Source organism: Micromonospora sp. NBC_00362 (assembly GCF_026342155.1).
Taxonomy (GTDB): Bacteria; Actinomycetota; Actinomycetes; order Mycobacteriales; family Micromonosporaceae; genus Micromonospora; species Micromonospora hortensis.
Map to the genome: position 1 here is coordinate 3587053 of NZ_JAPENH010000001.1, position 16624 is coordinate 3603676.

Here is a 16624-nt window from a genome sequence, read left to right on the forward strand (position 1 = left end):
GGTCTGCGGCGACCCGGCGTACCCCGCCGGCCCGGCCACATTAGGGTCGATGCCGTGAGCAGCGCAGCCCCCACGGCCCCCGACGCCGCACCTGAGCAGGCATTCCGCCTCGCCGATCAGGTCAACCGCCGACCCCGGGCCACCCGGCTGCTGGCCGCCGCCCGCCGCCACCGGGCGGACCTGGTGGCCGCTCTGGTCTTCGCGGTGCTGGCCGGCTGGCTCGCCCACGGGCTGTGGCCCGACCCGGGCGGCCGGATCCTGGCGCTCAACCCGGAGGACCAGGCCCTCTACGAGTGGTTCCTGGCGGTGGACGCCCGCGCGCTGCTCGGCGACTTCGACCTGCTCACCGACCGGCTCAACGCGCCCGACGGTGTGAACCTGATGGCCAACACCACCGTGATCGCCCTCGGCGTCCTCTTCGCGCCGGTCACCCTGCTGCTGGGAGCACCGGTCACCTTCGCGCTGCTCGCCGCCGGCAACCTCGCCGGCACCGCACTCGCCTGGTACCTGCTGTTCCACCGGACGCTGCGCGTCCGCCGGGTAGCCGCCGCACTCGGCGGAGGGCTGTGCGGATTCGGACCCGGGATGGTGTCGCAGACAAACAGCCACCTGCACATGACCGCCCAGTGGCTCGTGCCGGTGATCATCTGGCTGGTGGTCCGGCTGCTCCGGGCGGCCGACCCGGGGCCCGCCACCCCCGACGAGGCCGGCCGTAGCCGAGCCACCGGGCCGAACCGTCGTCGACTGTTCACCTCCGCGGCGGGGCTGGCCGGCGCGGTCAGCGCGCAGGTCTTCATCGGCGAGGAGGTGCTCTTCCTCACCGCGATCGCGCTGCTGGTGATGGCGATCAGCTACGCCGTGGCGGACCGGGACCTGGCCCGCCGGGCACTCCCCGGGTTCGCCGGCGGGTTGGCGATCGCCGCCGGGCTCGCCCTGCTGGTGCTCGGCTATCCGCTGTGGTTCCAGTTCGCCGGGCCGCAGGGAGTCGCCGACGGGATGTTCACCCCGGCCTACTTCTCCGCCGACCTGAGCAGTTGGTGGAGGCTCTCACCACTGTCGGTGGCCGGCAGCGACGAATCCGCCCGGCTGACCACCGGCCCCGCCGAGTACAACACGTTCCTCGGCTGGCCACTGCTGCTGGTCACCGCGGTCTGCGCGATCTGGGCCGGGCGACGCCGGCTGGTCTTCGCCTGCGTCGTGGCGGGCCTGGTGATGGGGGCGCTCTCCCTCGGCCCAGAGGTGGTGCTCGGCGGCACCAGGACGGCGATCCCCGGCCCGTACGCCCTGATCGGAGGGCTCCCGGTGGTGGACGGGGCGTTGCCGATGCGGTTCGCGCTGGCGTTGCTGCCGATCGTCGCGACGCTGCTGGTGCTCGCTGTCGACAGGGCAGTGCGCAGCTCCGGTCGGGCGCGGCGGCTGGTGCCCCTGGCCGTCGGCGTGGCGCTGCTGCCGATCTTTCCGACCCCACTGCCGACCGCCGGACGACCCCCCGTGCCGGAATTCATCACCGGCGGCCACTGGCGGCAGTGCGTACCGCCGGGCGGGGTGCTGGTCCCGGTGCCACTGCCCACCCCGAAGGAGCCCTGGCCGATGCGCTGGGCGACCGCAGCGGACGCCGGTTTCGGGCTGCCGGAAGGCTTCTTCATCGGTCCGTACGGGAGGGGCGGCACCGCGGCGATGGGCACGTTCAAGCAGCCCACCTCCGCGCTACTGGCGGATGTCGCCCGGCGCGGCGACCAACCGGCCATCGGCGACGAGCAGCGCCGACAGGCCGTCCGCGACGCCGACTTCTGGGGCGCCTCCTGCGTGGCGCTCACCGACGACGCCCCCCACGCGGAAAGCCTGCGCGCCACCCTGGAGCAGCTCTACGGCCCACCCACCCGCATCGCCGACGCCTGGACGTGGCGGGTCTAGACCACCAAAAACCCCGCCGATCTTGCACTTCCTGTCCGGACAAGACGCGCCAGAAGGCGCATTACGGCATCCGGAAGTGCAAGATCGACGGGGTCTGGCGTCGCTTTCTGGTCAGACGCGGGGCGCGCCGACCGGCTGGGAGGCCTCGACGAACTCCTCGCGCGGATCGTGCAGCTGACCCAGGGCGACCACCTCGCGCTTGAGGAAGAACGCCAACGACCAGTCCACCACCACGCGGACCTTGCGGTTGAACGACGGGATCCGGCTCATGTGGTACGTCCGGTGCATCACCCACGCCGGCCAACCGGTCATCTTGATCCCGTACACCTGGGCCACGCCCTTGTGCAGGCCGAGGCTCGCCACGCTGCCGACGTGCTTGTGCTTGTAGTTCACCGGCTCGCGGCCCCGGATCACGGCCGTGATGTTGTCGGCCATCCGGGCGGCCTGGCGCACGGCGTGCTGAGCGCTCGGCGAGCAGAAGTTGCCCGGCTCCTTGGTCAGGTCCGGCACGGCGGCGCAGTCGCCCGCGCTCCAGGCGCCCTCGAGCACCTGGTCACCGTCGACCACCTGGAGCGTGGGCAGGCAGGTGATCCGACGACGGTCGTCACGCGGGAAGTCGGTCGAGTCCAGCATCGGCGACGGCTTCACGCCAGCCGTCCAGACGATCGTGTCCGAGCGGAAGCTGTCACCGTCGGAGAGCTTGACCACCCCGTCGACGCAGGACTCGAGCCGGGTGTCCAGCCGGATGTCCATGTTGCGCTTCATCAGCTGCTGCACGGTGTAGGCGCCCATGTCCCGGTCGACCTCGGGCAGCACCCGCTGGGTGGCCTCGACCAGCACCCAACGGACCTCGTCCTGCTTGAGCTCCGGGTAGTAACGCAGGGCGTCGCGAGCCATGTCCTCCATCTCGGCGAGCGCCTCGATGCCGGCGTACCCACCGCCGACGAAGGTGAAGGTCAGCGCCGAACGGCGGACGTCCGGATCTGGCGTTGCGGCCGCCACGTCGAGCCGATCCAGCACGTGGTTGCGCAGGTAGATCGCCTCGCCGATGGTCTTGAACCCGATGCCCTGCTCGTGCAGACCGGGGATCGGCAGGGTGCGGGAGACCGAACCCGGGGCCACGATCACGTGGTCGTAGGTGATCTCCCGGGCCGGGCCGCTGATCGGCTGCACGGTGGCCACCTTGCGCTCGTGCTCGATCCGCGTGACCGTGCCGGCCACCATCTTGCACCGGCGCAACTCCCGCCGCAGCGGCACCACGGAGTGCCGCGGGGAGATGTTGCCCGCCGCCGCCTCCGGCAGGAACGGCTGATAGGTCATGTGGGGTTGGGGGTCAACCACCATGACCTCAGCCTCACGGGAGCTGAGCTTCTTCGACAGGCGCAGGGCCGCGTACAGACCGACGTGCCCGGCACCAACCACAAGGATCCGCTTCGGATTCACGTTGTCTATCTTTCCCCGGCCGGCTCAGGTAATCCCGCTCGCGGCCCCCATCTGTGACGGAGCACAACCCATGTGACCTGCGTAACCCTCAGGTCGCAGGGGTCACCGACGCCGCAGCAGCCAGCCCAGCAACACTGCCATCCCCACCGCCACCAGCAGCCCCAGCACTGTCACCCACTGGTATCCGGCACCCCCACCCGTCCCCGTCGCCTGCAACAACAGCACGCCGAGCACTGCGGAACCCAACAGCACGGCGGCCGACCGCACCAACCACCGGGTGATCAACTCGGGGTCCACCATCGCGTCATAGGGCAACAGCGCGGCCAGCGCGCAGAGGGTGTGACCCAGGTAGAGCAGGGCCGCGACGGCGAGCAGCCGCCAGAGAGCGACCGGACGGCCGTACCCGTCGGTGGCGAGCAGCCAGCCGCCGACAGTGACCAACGCGGTGAAGGTCGTCCAGACCTTGCGCGGCCCGATCGCGGGCAACAGGGCGGCCACCGCCAGGAAGAAGATCGGCCGGCCGGACAGCACCTCCGCGGGGAACGCCAGGACGAACCCGGCAAACACGATGACGAAGATCCCGGCCCGGACCAGCAGCGGGGCCACGCTGACGCGAGCGACGGCGTACTGCGCCGCCCGAACCCGCTCCACCAGAGCGCTCACCGGGCCCGCCCTCCGTTCGCGACCGCGGGGCTCGCAAGCTCACTCCTCGCGCTCACCGGGCCCGCCTTCCGTTCGCGACTGCGGGGCTCGCAAGCTCACTCCTCGCGCTCACCGGGCCCGCCCTCCGTTCGCGACTGCGGGGCTCGCAAGCTCACTCCTCGCGCTCACCGGCCACCCACCCTTGGGGCCGTCGCCAACCGGGCCACGTCCCGCAACACCTGGTCCAGGCTGCCGGCACCCGCCCAGCGCACCACCGGCACGCCGTGCTCCCGGAGCTGCCCGATCATGATCTCCCGATCCAGGCGCCACAGCCGGTACGCCACCTCGGCCCAACCCCGGTCCTTCGGCGACGCCAGGTCGGTCGGCAGCGTGTCGACAGCCACCACGAACCGCCCACCGCGGGCCAACCGGGCGAGCATCTGCGCCGACCGTTCGTCCAGCAGCGGGGTGAGCACCACCACCAACGCGTCCGAGGAGAGCAACTGCGGGCCGAAGACCTGGTCGTACGGCTCGTGCGCGGACGCGTGGACCCGGACGTCGAGCAACCACTCCAGGACGGTCAGGTACTGCCGCCGTCCGGCGGCCGGCCGGAGCCGGCGGGCAGCCGGCCCGTACTCCAGCAGCGAGACCCGATCACCACGGTGCAGGTAGTGCTCGGCGATCGCGGCGGTGGCCCGGACGGTGGTGTCCAGCACCGAGGCGGCGCCGCCCACCCCACCGGAGCGGCCCGCCTCGGCGAGCACGTCGAGCAGCACCACCACCTCCGCGTCCCGGTCGGAAAGGGTGGCGGCCACATGCAGCTGCCGGGCCCGCAACGAGACCCGCCAGTCGATCCGGCGCAGCCGGTCCCCGGGGGCGAAGACGCGTACGCCGGCAAGCTCGCCGCCCTCTCCGGGTCGACGGGAGTGGTGCGCCCCGACCAGGCCGGCGGCGCGGGGCATCGCCTCGACCGCCTCGAACGGCTCGGTACGGGGGTACACCCGTACCCGTACCGGCTCGGTGATCACCGCCCGGGAGACCAGCAGACCACCGGCAGTGGCGACTCGGGCACCGGCGGGGCCGACCGGGTGCCGGCCCCAGCGCACTGCCTTGCCGGCCAGCTCCAGGTCGACCGCGGCGCCGATCGGCACCGAGGTCACGAACGGCCGGTCCGCGACGGATCGACGCCGACCGTTGCCCTGCGCCGTCGCACCGGTTTCCGGTGTGGCGCTCGGCTCCCCGGCGTCGACGGCCCCGTCACTGGCGAAGCCGGCCCGAACGATCCGCAGCCACGGCGACACGCGGGTACGCATCACCACCAGGTCGTAGTCGACAGTGTCCGGGTTGCCGACGCTCACCGCCGCCGCCACGTCGCCGCCCTCGACCAGCGGCCCACCGTCGCCCTGGGTGATCCACACCTGGGGCAGCGCCGTGGGCCGTCGACGCAGCGCGTACGCGGTGCCCAGGGCGAACGGGGCGGCGAGCACGATGAGGTCCACCCGGCCGAGCAGCACCCCGGCCACCAGCAGCAGGCCGGCGAGCAGCACCGCACGGCCGAGCGCCGGGGTGGGCGCCCAGCCGGCGGCCGGTTCCGCTTCGGTGGCCGTCGGCACTGTCGGTCCGGTCATCAGTGCCGGGGCCCGCCGGCGGCGTAGCTGGGCAGCGCGCCACTGGCCGGGGCGGGAGTCGCCTCCAGCACCTCGCCCACCACGAACGCCGGGTCGACCCGGCGCAACCACATCTCCGGGCGCAGGGTGATCCGGTGGGCCAGGGCGGGCGCCGCCACCGACTTGACGTCCTCCGGCACCACGTAGTCACGGCCGCCGAACACCGCGCGGACCCGGGCCAGCAGCAGCAGCGCCAGCGAACCACGAGGTGAGGCGCCGACCAGCACCGACGGGTGCTCCCGGGTGGCCGCGGTGAGCGACACGATGTAGCGGCCGATGGAGTCCTCCACCACCACGTCCTCCAGGGCGGCCTGCATGGCCCGCAGCGTCGCCGCGTCGACCACCGCCTTGATGTCCGCCTCCTCCCGGCGACGGCTCATCCGACGGCGCAGCACCTCCCACTCCTCTTCGTGCTGCGGGTAACCGAACGAGACCCGCAGCAGGAACCGGTCCAGCTGTGCCTCCGGCAGCGGGTAGGTGCCCTCGTACTCGATGGGGTTGGCGGTGGCCAGCACGTGGAACGGCTCGTCGAGCTTGTAGGTCACACCCTCGACCGAGACCTGCTTCTCCTGCATCGCCTCCAGCAGCGCGGACTGGGTCTTCGGCGGCGTGCGGTTGATCTCGTCGGCGAGGAGCAGGTTGGTGAAGACCGGGCCGGCCCGGAAGGTGAAGTCGCCGTTGCGCTGGTCGTAGAGGAAGGAGCCGGTGACGTCGGCGGGGAGCAGGTCGGGGGTGAACTGCAACCGACGGAAGTCCAACCCGAGGGCCTGGGCGAACGAGCGGGCGGTGAGTGTCTTACCGAGCCCTGGCAGGTCCTCCAGGAGCACGTGCCCGCCCGCGAGGATGCCGGCGAGGACCAGCTCCAACGCGTCCCGTTTGCCGACCACGACGGTGCCGACCGCGTCCAGGACCGCCCGAGCCAGGTGCCCGACCTCGGCGGGGGCAATGCTCCGGTCCACGTCGTTCATCAAATACTCTCCAGTTCGGCGACGATCACCGCGAGGTCGCGCGGCGACGGGGTGCGGCGAGGCGGGGTCTCCAGGAACGTCCACAGGCGGTCACCCAGCAGGACGCGAGCGCGGGCGGGATCCGACTCACGGGTGACGCCGTGTTTCAGCCGCATCCGCTCGTCGGCCAGTTCACCGATCCGGGGCAGAACCACCTCGGTGAAACGTTCGGGTCTGTTCGAGGACCAGTCCAGGGGCCGTTCCCACTGATTGATCGCGCCACGCAGCGCGTCCCTGGCGTCCCAGTTGTAGCTGCCGTCCTCTTCGCCCGCGCCGGCCTGGCGAGCCGGCGGCTGCGGGGGTGGCGGCGCCAGCAGGGCGGTGACCCGGCGGACCGCCAGCACGGCGAGCACCCCGGCGATCAGTACGGGCAGCGAGACCTGGAGGCCCACCGCGCGGAGGCCGACCAGCAGGACCGCTACCACCGCGGCGGCCCACGCGAGTGAGCGCAGCACCGGACGCCATCGGGATGGGCGAGCCTGCGGACCGGCCGGTGCGGCCTCCTCCTCGAATGCGAGCAGATCGTCGATGCTGGTGCTGCTCATGAGGTCACCGCCGCGGTGAGCTCTCCGCGCAGTCGGCCGAGCGCGGCGCGGGCCTGGTCCCGGGTGCGTTCGCCGACCGGGTGGGTGGCGTACCGGGCCTCCCGGTAGACGTGCGCGAACTCGGCGAGCACGTCGGTGCTGGCGATGGCCGGCACGCCCGCGGCCGGGTCACCCTGCAACAGTCGGCTGACCAGGTCGGTGGGGGTGTCTCCGGCGAGCCTCGGCACACCGGCCGCGGCGGCGGTCTCCTCCAGGCGCACCCAGCAGGCGATCACCGCCACCCGGGGGTCGGTGTCCTGGTCGTCGAGTTCCTCCAGGCCGGCGTCGAGGGCGGCTACCACCTCGCGGGCGGTGCCCTCGGCGGTACGGCGGGCCCGCTGCGCGGGTAGTGCCCGGGTGGTACGACGCAGCGCGCCCCGGATCAGGACCCAGCTGAGGTAGCCGAGCGCGGCGAGGATGGCCAGCCCGAGCAGGACCACCGCCACAGTGCCGACCCACTGCGGGATGTGCGCCTGGGTGGCCTCGCCGGCGTCGCGGGGCTCGATCGGGATGGACGGCGATGGCTCAACCGTCGGGTACTCGGGAACCCAGGGAACGTTGTCCGCGGCCGGCGGGATGCGACTGGCCCCGATCGACGAGTGAGCGGACGCCAGCGCGGCGCCGGCGAGCAGGGCGGCGACCGCGCCGACCGGCCACCACCGGTGGAGCAGGCCGAGCGCCGGCCGCAGCGCACCCGGCTCGGCGGACGGTACCGGTGTGGGCGGGCGTGTTCCGTCTGTCATCGCCACCACCCCACGCGTCGTCTCAGTCCACTCCGGCCAGCTGCTTAGCCTGGCCGAAGACGTCGTCCAACATCCCTGGTGTCAACCGCCCGGTGAAGGTGTTCTGCTGACTGACGTGGTAGCAGCCGAGCAAGTCCGGGGCGTTCGTGCCGGACCAGTGTGCCCCATGACCGAACGCCGGTCGCGGGCTGGGCGGGCGCTGCCCGTACACCGCCTGGAGCACCGGCCACCACGCGGCCCAGGCGAACGCGCCCAGCGCGACCACGACCCGCAGCGTGGGCCGGATCAACGTGACCTCGCGGTGCAGCCAGGGTGCGCAGGTGTCCCGTTCCACCGGGGTCGGCTTGTTGTCCGGAGGCGCACACCGGACGGCCGAGAAGATTCGCAGGTCGCGCACCGTGAGCCCGTCGTCGGCGGCGACGCTGGTCGGCTGGTTGGCAAGCCCGGCCCGGTGCAGCGCCGCGAACAGCACGTCACCCGACCGGTCACCGGTGAAGATCCGGCCGGTGCGGTTGCCACCGTGCGCGGCGGGCGCCAGCCCGAGGATGGCGATGCGGGCGTCACCGGTGCCGAGGCCCGGCACCGGTCGACCCCAGTAGTCCTGGTCGCGGAAGGCCGCCCGACGGGTGCGGGCGACCTCCTCCCGCCATTGGACCAGCCGCGGGCAGGCGAAACAGTCGCTCACCGCAGCGTCGAGGTCGGCCAGGTCGGTCGCCCGCGCTGCGCGGGCGACCACCTGTGCGGGGGTACGCGTCTCAGCCAAGCTTGGCCCGGAAGAGTTCCAGGGTGCGGGCCCAGGCGCTGGAGGCGGCGCGCTGGTCGAACGCCTCCGGCCGGTCGTCGTTGAAGAAGGCGTGCGAGGTGCCCGGGTAGTCGTAGAGGTGGCAGTCGCCGCCGGCCTCCTCGATGCCCCGCCGGGCGGTCTGTACGCCGTCGGTGGCCGAGGTGCCGTCCTCTTCGGAGCAGTGGATGACCGCTGCCTTGCCGGCGTAGTCGGCCCAGTCGGGGCGCATCGACTCCCAGGGCAGCACGGGATAGAAGCCAGCGGTCGCGACGATCCGCTCGGAGATGGTGGCCGACCAGAGGGCCAGGCTGCCACCGGCGCAGAAGCCCACGGCACCGACCTTACCGGTGACCTCGGGCCGCCCGGCGAGATAGTCGGCGGCGCCGGCGATGTCCTTCGCCGCCTCGTCCATCCGCATCGCCAGCAGGAGCCGCTGCGCCTCGTCCGGCTCGCTGGTCGTCTCACCGTGGTAGAAATCCGGGGCGAGGGCGACGAAACCGGCCTCGGCGAACCGGTCCGCCACCGACCGGATGTGCGGGACCAGGCCCCACCATTCCTGGATGACGATGACGGCGGGGCTGGCCGTGCCGCTGGCGGGTATCGCGAGATACCCCTCGCTCGTGCCCCCGTTGCTGCGGTAGCTCACCATTTCGCCCATGGGCCGTCCTCCTAGCGGTCAGTCATCGTTGGCTGGTCGCCCAGTGGTCCTACGTGCCGGTAGCCTGCCACGCCACGCGGCCGTCGGGAAGACGCCGGAACAGTGGCATTCACCTCCTGTTCGCCCCCCGGTGACTCCGGGTACGCCGACGGCGGCGGGGTCTGCTCCCGCCGCCGTCTTTGTCGAGCTAACCGCTGTGGTCAGACCTTCTTGGTCAGGCAGAGCACGTAGCCGGTCTTGCCTGGCTTGATGCTGGAGTAGATGTACCCCTCCTGGCCTTCCTTGAAGAACTGGGTGCAGGTGGTGTCGGCCTTGGCCTGCGCCTCGCTCTGGCCGTCCACTCGACCGACCACGCTGTACGCCGCGTCGGTGGAGGTGCACTCGACGACCTTGGCGCCGTCGACCTCCTCCTGCTCGGTGCCGGTGACCTCGGGCAGTTCGGCGATGCAGTCGCCGGTCTTGGCGGCTGCGGTTTCGTCCTTGTTGAAGTAGTTGCCGATCGCCGAGGCGACGCCGAACTTCAGGCCGGCGATGACGACGACGACGAGGATCGCACCGACGATGCCGATGGCCTTCTTCGCACCGGACTTCTCCGCCTTCGGCTCGGCCGCCGGCTGCGGCTCGGCCGCCGGCGACGGCTCGGTGGCCGGCTGCGGCTGCGTGGCAGGCTGCGGCTCGGCCGCTTGCGGCGTCTCGACGGCCGGCTCAGGGGTTGCGGCGTCGGGCGCGGGGGGCGGTGCGACCTGCTCTGGCACGGGGGTTCCTTCCGAGGGGTTGATGAGCAGACGACACCGTAACGATCATTGATTTCCGGTGTCGTCCCGCTCGCCTCGTCCGTTCAGCTAATTCCCAGTTTCACCCGCATGATCCAGTTCACACCTCGGTCAGCTCGTCGGGGTGGGGGTTGGTGTGCCGCTCGGCGTCGCGGTCGGGCTTGCCGTGGGCTGGCCGGTGGCCGTCGGGGTCGGCGTTGCGGTCGGGTCGAGTGTGCTGCTCGGGTCCGGCGTGGCTGTGGGCGACGACGCCGGAAGGAGAGGCGCACCCGGACCGCGAGGCCCGAAGGGAGCCTGCTCGGGGCAGTACGGGTACGGCCGCAGCAACGGCTGGCCATAAACGTCGAGCGGGCTCGGGCAGTCCGGGTGGTAGCCGAGCCGGATCGGATTGCCGTTCTGATCGAAGAGTCGGGCGTTCTCCACCAGCCGGCCCTCCCCGTCGTAGACGAAGACGTCCCGGATGTGGCCGTACTGGCTGTCAACCGAAGTCTGGTCGTAGTAGTAGTCGTTGTCGCGCGCGTTCTCCGCGTCGACCAGCCCGGCGAGCGCGAAGACCACCAGCACCGCGCTGGCGACCTGAACGGCCGAGCGCGGCCAACGGGTCAGCTGGGCCGAACGGCGACCGATCCAGATGGAGGCGAGCACGAAGCCGATCAGCATGATCAGGCCGGCGAGTAGCTCGCCGCCGAACCGGGGCAGCAGCCCGAAGTCGCCACCGGTGCTGATCACCGTGACCAGCATCGCCGCCAGATAGCCGCGCAGCACCCACCAGGCCGGGCGCAGCAGCCGGAGGAAGTCGCTGGCCGTCTCGTACCCCAGGGGTGGGCCGAGACGGGTGTCCATGGTGCGCAGCCGGCCGCGGACCCGGGCCATCGCGCTCGCCACCCGCTGGTCGAGGTTGCGCCCGCTGCCCGGCGCGGCGCCGGCTGCGGCGCGCAGCTCGGCGGCGTACGTCTCGGGCTCGCCCAACCGCTCGACCAGGGTGCCCTCGGCCTCGGCGGCTACCTCGGTGAGGTGGTCGGCGAGATCCTCGGTCAACTCGTCGCGTTGCCCGGGGGGCAGGTCGGCCAGAGCGGCCCGGACCCGCGCCACATAGTCGGTGATCTCCTGCTCCGCGACGGTCATGCCGCCATCCCCCGATCGTCGAGCAGACTGTCCATTGTGGTGGCGAACGAGCGCCAGAGCTTGCCGGAGCGGGTCAGCTGGTCGCGCCCCGCGACGTTGAGTGAGTAGTACTTGCGGTGCGGCCCGGATTCGCTCGGCACGACGTAGGTGGTGAGCAGGCCGGCGGCGAAGAGGCGGCGCAGCGTCCCGTAGACAGAGGCGTCACCGACCTCCTCCAGGCCGGCCTCGCGCAGCCGGCGCAGAATGTCGTAACCGTAACCGTCCTCCTCTCGGAGCACGGCCAGGACGGCCAGATCGAGCACGCCCTTCAACAACTGTGTGGTGTCCACGCATTGCACACTAGTGTGTAATGCGAAGTAGCGTCAACGAATCGGCCGCGACACGCCCGGCGCGCGGCGCGCGTGGTGGTGATCGACTCGGCTTTCAGGAAGTCGGGGCATCCACGCTGCCCGCACACCGCGACGCCAATGAAGGCGCGTTGATCAAGATCGCTGGTGCGCGGTGGCTTACTGGACGCTCCAGGCGATGCCGTCGAGGATGTCGTGCTCCGAGGCGACCACCGACGGCATCCCGGCCCGCTCCATGATCACGCGAAGCACCAGGGCGCCCGCGCCGATCACGTCGGCGCGGCCCGGGTGCATCACCGGGTTCGCCAACCGCTGCGCACGGGTCTGACCCAGCAGCTCCGCTGTCACCCGGGCGACCTCCTCGTACGACACCCGGGCGTGGTGGATGCGCTCCGGGTCGTACTCCCGCAGGCCCTGGGCGAGCGCGACCACTGTGGTGACCGACCCGGCGAGGCCGACCAGGGTGGCCGCCTCGCGACCGGGAACCACGGCGAGCGCCCGGTCCACCACAGCGGCGATGTCGGCCTGCGCCGCCGCGACCTGCTCGGGCGTCGGCGGGTCACCGGGCAGGTGCCGCTCGGTCATCCGGACGCAGCCGATGTCCACCGAGATCGCCGACCGCACCCCGGCGGCCCGGTCACCGACCACGAACTCGGTGGAGCCACCACCGATGTCGACGACCAGGAACGGCTCCTTCGCGTCGGCGGGCAGCCCGCGCACCGCGCCGGTGAACGACAGCCGGGCCTCCTCGTCGCCGCTGACCACCTCGGGCGCGACACCGAGGGTGGCCCGCACCATCTCGGTGAAGTCGGCGGCGTTCGCCGCATCGCGGGAGGCCGAGGTGGCACACATCCGCACCCGCCGCGCGCCCAGCTTCTCGATGTCGGCGGCGTACGACGCCAACGCCACCCTGGTCCGCTCGATCGCCTCCGGCGCCAGTCGGCCGGTGCGATCCACGCCCTGCCCCAACCGGACGATCTCCATCCGCCGGGTCAGGTCGACCAGCGGCGCCTGCGGCCCGGCCGAGGCGTCGGGCAGGTCGGCGACCAGCAGTCGGATCGAGTTGGTCCCGCAGTCGATGGCCGCCACACGCGTCGTCACGGCAGCAACCTTACGGCAGGACGGGCGGCCACCCGGCGGCTTGGTTGGCAGTGGGCCACGACTCGCCCAGGTCGCCCGACGGGCCTCGCAACAACGCCACACCGAGCGAGGTCAGGTGATGTCGTACGGCCCCGCCCTCCCGCTCACTGGTCACCAGACCGGCGGTCCGCAGCGCGCGGGCATGTTCCGAGGCCGAGGAGAGACTGATCCCGACCGCCCGGGACAACACTGTGGTGGTCAACCCCCCGTCGGTCGCCAGTCGGCGCAGCACCAGCGCCCGGGTGACGCCGAGCAGCCGACCGAGGGCACCGTCGTCGGCGGGAGCCTCGCGCACCGGCATGACCACCGGGTAGACGAGCAGGATCGGGTAACCCTGCTCGACGAGCACCCGGGGCCGCGGCCCGGCCAACGGGGAGGGCAGCAGGATGATCCCGTGGCCGGTGCCGGGAAGGTCGCCGTCCCACCACGTCCGTACCTCCAGCACCGGCTCCCGCCACCGGATGCTCGGGTGCAGACCGGCGAAGAGGCTGGCCAGGCCATGCTGCGCCAGCCGCTGGCTGGCAGACGCCACCTGCTGACGGTACGCGGACACCAGCTCGGCCCAGTGCGGTTCGAGCACCGCGTCGAACCAGGTCCGCACGGCCCCGCCGAACAGGTCGAGCACCTCCGGATCGGCCGCCGCGAACCGCCGCCGCAGCGGGCTGACCGACGTGTCCGAGTACGCCAGGGTGACCTCGGCGCGGACCCGCCGTACCGGGGTGGCCCGGATCGCCTCAAGCCCGGCCTCCACCGACTCCAGGCCGTCGAAGGGAGTGACGAAATCCGGCAGACGTCCCCGGTCGGGCAGCAGATGCCGCAGGACCGCGGTGGCGGCCTGGGCGGCAGCCGTGCCCTCGGCCGCCGCCACCCGCTCGGCCAGGGTCGGCGCCATCGCCGCGACAGTGGGATCGCGCAGCCACTGACCAGCCAGCAGCGCGATCCCGACCGGATGCAGCCGATCGGCGAACCGCACCCGGCACAGGTCGGCCGACCCGAGCTGGAGGCGAAGCATGGCACCAGCCTGCCTGCCTTCGCCCAGGACCGAAAGGGTTGCTCCGCGGCCGAATGATCTCCAGTGTGGACCTCGGGGTCGACGGGGGGGTGGCCGGCGTGCGGCGAACGGTGGCGGTGTTAACGGGGCTCTGCCTCATGGTCGTCGCGGCAGCTTGTGATGAGCGGGGGCAACCCTCGTCGGCCCCACCAGCCTCACCGTCCGCGTCGAGCGAACGACCGGCGGCCGGCGACCACCAGCTCACCCTGCACCACAACGGACTCGACCGCACCTACCTGCTGCACGCGCCACCGGGGTACGACCCGGGCAGGCCCTCCGCGCTGGTCATCGCGCTGCACTTCTATCCCGGCCTCGGATCCTCGATGCGGGAGTTGGCGGGCCTCGACGCCAAGGCCGACAAGGACAACGTGCTGGTCGCCTACCCCAACGGGCAGGGCGGCGGCTTCAACGCGCTGATCTGTTGCGGCAGCGAGGACGACGTCGGCTTCCTCACCGCCCTCACCGACCATCTGGTGCAGACCTGGCACGCCGACCCGAACCAGGTGTTCCTCACCGGCATCTCGAACGGCGGCGACATGAGCTTCCGGGCCGCGGTGGAGAGCACCGGCAAGTACGCCGCTATCGGAGTGGTCAGCGGTGGTTACAGCGGGAACTTGACCACCGCCGACAGTTACGTGCCGAAGAGCCCGGTCTCCGTGATCACCTTCATCGGCGGCCAGGACCGCTACGCCTCGACCTTCCAGGCCGGCATGCGGACCTGGCAGCAGCGGCTCAGCTGCCGGCCGAGCCCGAAGGCGTCCGGGGTGCCGGGGGTGACGCACACGGTGGCGGGCTGCGCGGACGGCAGCGAGGTCAGCGTCTACACGATCGCCGACATGGGCCACAGTTGGCCGGGAGCGACAACGGGCCAACTCGCCGCATCCTCCGCGGGGCTGTCCGCCACCGACCTGATGTGGGAGTTCTTCGCCGCCCACCCCCGCAAGGCCTGACCTACAGGCGCAGCAGCATCCGGGTGTTGCCCAGCGTGTTCGGCTTGACCCGCTCCAGGTCCAGGAACTCCGCGACACCCTCGTCGTACGAGCGCAGCAGTTGCTCGTAGACCGGCTGCGGCACCGGAGCGCCGTCGATCTCGCGGAAACCGAACGCGTCGAAGAACCGCGTCTCGAAGGTGAGCACGAAGATCCGTGCCACCCCCAACTCCCGGGCCGCGTCGATCAGCTCACCGACCAGCCGGTGACCGATGCGCCGACCCCGGCACGACGGGTCCACCGCCACCGTACGGATCTCGGCCAGGTCCTCCCACATGACGTGCAGCGCGCCGCAGCCCACCACGACGTCGTCCTCGGCCCGGACCGCGACCCGGAACTCCTGCACCTGCTCGAAGAGGGTGACTGTCGCCTTGCTCAACAGCCGCCGGTCGTTGGTGTAGGTGTCGACGAGTCGTCGGATGCCCCGCACGTCCCCGGTGCGGGCCCGCCGCACGAGGATCTGACTCTCGGGTGCCTCGGACCCGGCCTGCCTGCTCATTCGGCCGCCGGCACGTCCACGCACGGCCCCGCCGACCACCAGGGCTCGACCAGGCCCAACGTCTCGTCGCCGAACGGGTTCACCCCGGGGCCGGCGCCCAGCGCGTGACCCAGGTGCACGTGCAGGCACTTCACCCGACCCGGCATCCCGCCGGCCGAGATGCCGGCGATCTCCGGCACCTCACCGATCGCACCCCGGCGGGTGAGGTAGTCCTCGTGCGCGGCACGGTAATGGGCGGCCAACTCCGGATCCGTCGTCAGCCGGTCCGCCATCTCCTTCATCAGCCCCGCCGACTCCAGCCGGCTGCACGCCGCCGTGGCCCGGGGGCAGGTCAGGTAGTAGAGCGTCGGGAACGGGGTGCCGTCGGCGAGGCGGGGAGTCGTCTCCACCACGTCGGGAAGGCCACACGGGCACCGGTGGGCCACCGCCCGGGTGCCCCGAGGCGTCCGGCCGAGCTGCGCGGCCACCGCGGCCAGGTCGGCCTCGGTGGCCGGCTCGCGCTGCGGCAGGGGAACGGAATCCGCCGCCGGCTCCGACGGTGGTACGACAGTCACGGTGCCCATCTCTCCTGGTGTGCTGGTCGGTGGATCACTGGCCCGGCTGCTGGCTGTCCGCAGCCCGCACGCTCGACCAGAGCGTGTCGTACCAGGTCGACGGCCCGGCTGGCGGGGCCGAAGCGGCCGACTTCCCGGCGTCCCGGGCGGCGCCCTCCGGGTCGTGCAGCACCACCATCATCTTCTCGCCCGGCTCGCCCATGAAGAACCGCTCCCGAGCCTGCGTCTTGATGTACTCGTCGTCTTTCCAGTTCGCGGCCTTGGCGGCGAGCTTGGCGATCTCCCGCTCCTGCACCGCCTGGGCCGCCTCCATCCGCTCGATGTCGGCCTGCTGATCCAGGTAGACCCGGACTGGATAGGTGTAGGCCAGAGCGAGCGCGATCAGCACCGCGAACAGCACTGTGGCCCGGCCGGTGAAACGACGGGGGTGGGGTGCGGCGAGCCGCTTCACGACACCAGCGGCAGCGGTACGCCGAGCTGCGGCGGGACGATTCGCCGAGCGCACGCCTTCCGCGCCCCGGGCAGCACCCGGTGCGCGACCGGCGGCGCGCGGCTCGGCGCGTACGCCCGCCTCGCGGACCGATCCCCGCGTGGCGCGCCCACCGCCCGGCCGACCGGACTGACCCGGCCGGCGGGCGGGACGCTGACCACCCGGTGTGCGGCGCTGCTGCATCGTCACACCCCTCCCCCGAGGCTTCGTGCGT

At 72.0% G+C, this 16624-nt stretch carries 18 protein-coding genes; 2 read left to right on the plus strand and 16 right to left on the minus strand.

All coding sequences use genetic code 11. The annotated features are described in order from the left end of the window. Window positions 1-54 precede the first annotated feature (54 nt). The gene (locus OG992_RS16225; RefSeq protein WP_266303658.1) at window positions 55-1914 is read left to right on the plus strand and encodes a hypothetical protein; all 1860 of its coding nucleotides are present in this window, start codon (window positions 55-57) and stop codon (window positions 1912-1914) included. Between the two features lie 111 nt (window positions 1915-2025). On the opposite strand, the gene OG992_RS16230 is transcribed toward OG992_RS16225, so the two are convergent. The 13 genes from OG992_RS16230 to OG992_RS16290 all read right to left on the minus strand — a co-directional run bounded on the left by OG992_RS16230 (window position 2026) and on the right by OG992_RS16290 (window position 13839). Further along, complete coding sequence (locus tag OG992_RS16230) at window positions 2026-3357, minus strand: NAD(P)/FAD-dependent oxidoreductase (RefSeq protein ID WP_238683171.1); 1332 nt, start codon at window positions 3355-3357, stop codon at window positions 2026-2028. A gap of 102 nt (window positions 3358-3459) precedes the next feature. Next, on the minus strand, window positions 3460-4020 hold the full coding sequence (locus tag OG992_RS16235; RefSeq protein ID WP_266303659.1) for a hypothetical protein: 561 nt from the start codon (window positions 4018-4020) through the stop codon (window positions 3460-3462). Window positions 4021-4184: 164 nt separating this feature from the next. Continuing rightward, on the minus strand, window positions 4185-5627 hold the full coding sequence (locus OG992_RS16240) for a DUF58 domain-containing protein (RefSeq protein WP_266303660.1): 1443 nt from the start codon (window positions 5625-5627) through the stop codon (window positions 4185-4187). After that, window positions 5627-6634, minus strand: coding sequence for a MoxR family ATPase (locus OG992_RS16245; RefSeq protein WP_091394243.1), 1008 nt, complete (start codon window positions 6632-6634; stop codon window positions 5627-5629). The genes OG992_RS16240 and OG992_RS16245 overlap by 1 nt, the downstream gene beginning before the upstream one ends. Then, window positions 6634-7218 (minus strand): hypothetical protein, encoded by a 585-nt coding sequence (locus tag OG992_RS16250; protein WP_238683168.1) that lies wholly within the window; start codon window positions 7216-7218, stop codon window positions 6634-6636. Before OG992_RS16250 ends, OG992_RS16245 begins: the two co-directional genes overlap by 1 nt. After that, window positions 7215-8000 (minus strand): DUF4129 domain-containing protein, encoded by a 786-nt coding sequence (locus tag OG992_RS16255; RefSeq protein ID WP_238683167.1) that lies wholly within the window; start codon window positions 7998-8000, stop codon window positions 7215-7217. Before OG992_RS16255 ends, OG992_RS16250 begins: the two co-directional genes overlap by 4 nt. A 22-nt stretch (window positions 8001-8022) precedes the next feature. After that, entirely contained in the window at window positions 8023-8736 is a 714-nt protein-coding gene (locus OG992_RS16260) for a uracil-DNA glycosylase (protein ID WP_323181873.1), read from the minus strand. A gap of 19 nt (window positions 8737-8755) precedes the next feature. Further along, the gene (locus OG992_RS16265) at window positions 8756-9442 is read right to left on the minus strand and encodes a dienelactone hydrolase family protein (RefSeq protein WP_238683166.1); all 687 of its coding nucleotides are present in this window, start codon (window positions 9440-9442) and stop codon (window positions 8756-8758) included. A 200-nt stretch (window positions 9443-9642) separates the two neighbouring features. Then, window positions 9643-10197, minus strand: coding sequence for a hypothetical protein (locus tag OG992_RS16270; RefSeq protein WP_266303661.1), 555 nt, complete (start codon window positions 10195-10197; stop codon window positions 9643-9645). A gap of 129 nt (window positions 10198-10326) precedes the next feature. Continuing rightward, complete coding sequence (locus OG992_RS16275) at window positions 10327-11340, minus strand: hypothetical protein (RefSeq protein WP_238683164.1); 1014 nt, start codon at window positions 11338-11340, stop codon at window positions 10327-10329. Further along, complete coding sequence (locus OG992_RS16280) at window positions 11337-11669, minus strand: PadR family transcriptional regulator (RefSeq protein ID WP_238683163.1); 333 nt, start codon at window positions 11667-11669, stop codon at window positions 11337-11339. Before OG992_RS16280 ends, OG992_RS16275 begins: the two co-directional genes overlap by 4 nt. A 177-nt stretch (window positions 11670-11846) precedes the next feature. After that, a complete protein-coding gene (locus tag OG992_RS16285; protein ID WP_238683198.1) occupies window positions 11847-12776 on the minus strand; it encodes a Ppx/GppA phosphatase family protein in 930 nt (309 codons plus the stop codon). A 22-nt stretch (window positions 12777-12798) separates the two neighbouring features. Further along, on the minus strand, window positions 12799-13839 hold the full coding sequence (locus OG992_RS16290) for a helix-turn-helix transcriptional regulator (protein ID WP_266303662.1): 1041 nt from the start codon (window positions 13837-13839) through the stop codon (window positions 12799-12801). 98 nt (window positions 13840-13937) lie between these two features. Between OG992_RS16290 and OG992_RS16295 the strand changes: the two genes are divergently transcribed. Then, the gene (locus tag OG992_RS16295) at window positions 13938-14828 is read left to right on the plus strand and encodes a PHB depolymerase family esterase (protein ID WP_266303663.1); all 891 of its coding nucleotides are present in this window, start codon (window positions 13938-13940) and stop codon (window positions 14826-14828) included. A 1-nt stretch (window position 14829) separates the two neighbouring features. Here the strand turns inward: OG992_RS16295 and OG992_RS16300 are convergent, their stop codons facing one another. The 3 genes from OG992_RS16300 to OG992_RS16310 are packed head-to-tail and all read right to left on the minus strand — an operon-like array spanning window position 14830 to window position 16593. Further along, the gene (locus OG992_RS16300) at window positions 14830-15366 is read right to left on the minus strand and encodes an amino-acid N-acetyltransferase (RefSeq protein ID WP_238683160.1); all 537 of its coding nucleotides are present in this window, start codon (window positions 15364-15366) and stop codon (window positions 14830-14832) included. Further along, window positions 15363-15920, minus strand: coding sequence for a DUF501 domain-containing protein (locus OG992_RS16305; protein ID WP_238683197.1), 558 nt, complete (start codon window positions 15918-15920; stop codon window positions 15363-15365). The genes OG992_RS16300 and OG992_RS16305 overlap by 4 nt, the downstream gene beginning before the upstream one ends. Before the next feature lie 34 nt (window positions 15921-15954). Beyond that, window positions 15955-16593: a septum formation initiator family protein gene (locus tag OG992_RS16310; RefSeq protein ID WP_238683159.1), complete on the minus strand. Its 639-nt coding sequence runs from the start codon at window positions 16591-16593 to the stop codon at window positions 15955-15957. Window positions 16594-16624 lie beyond the last annotated feature (31 nt).

Excerpts from the sequence above, each read along its gene's own strand:
- OG992_RS16240 (WP_266303660.1), bottom strand. The coding sequence starts at position 5,627 with ATGACCGGACCGACAGTGCCGACGGCCACCGAAGCGGAACCGGCCGCC.
- OG992_RS16245 (WP_091394243.1), bottom strand. The coding sequence starts at position 6,634 with ATGAACGACGTGGACCGGAGCATTGCCCCCGCCGAGGTCGGGCACCTG.
- OG992_RS16250 (WP_238683168.1), bottom strand. The coding sequence starts at position 7,218 with ATGAGCAGCACCAGCATCGACGATCTGCTCGCATTCGAGGAGGAGGCC.
- OG992_RS16255 (WP_238683167.1), bottom strand. The coding sequence starts at position 8,000 with ATGACAGACGGAACACGCCCGCCCACACCGGTACCGTCCGCCGAGCCG.
- OG992_RS16265 (WP_238683166.1), bottom strand. The coding sequence starts at position 9,442 with ATGGGCGAAATGGTGAGCTACCGCAGCAACGGGGGCACGAGCGAGGGG.
- OG992_RS16275 (WP_238683164.1), bottom strand. The coding sequence starts at position 11,340 with ATGACCGTCGCGGAGCAGGAGATCACCGACTATGTGGCGCGGGTCCGG.
- OG992_RS16290 (WP_266303662.1), bottom strand. The coding sequence starts at position 13,839 with ATGCTTCGCCTCCAGCTCGGGTCGGCCGACCTGTGCCGGGTGCGGTTC.
- OG992_RS16300 (WP_238683160.1), bottom strand. The coding sequence starts at position 15,366 with ATGAGCAGGCAGGCCGGGTCCGAGGCACCCGAGAGTCAGATCCTCGTG.
- OG992_RS16310 (WP_238683159.1), bottom strand. The coding sequence starts at position 16,593 with ATGCAGCAGCGCCGCACACCGGGTGGTCAGCGTCCCGCCCGCCGGCCG.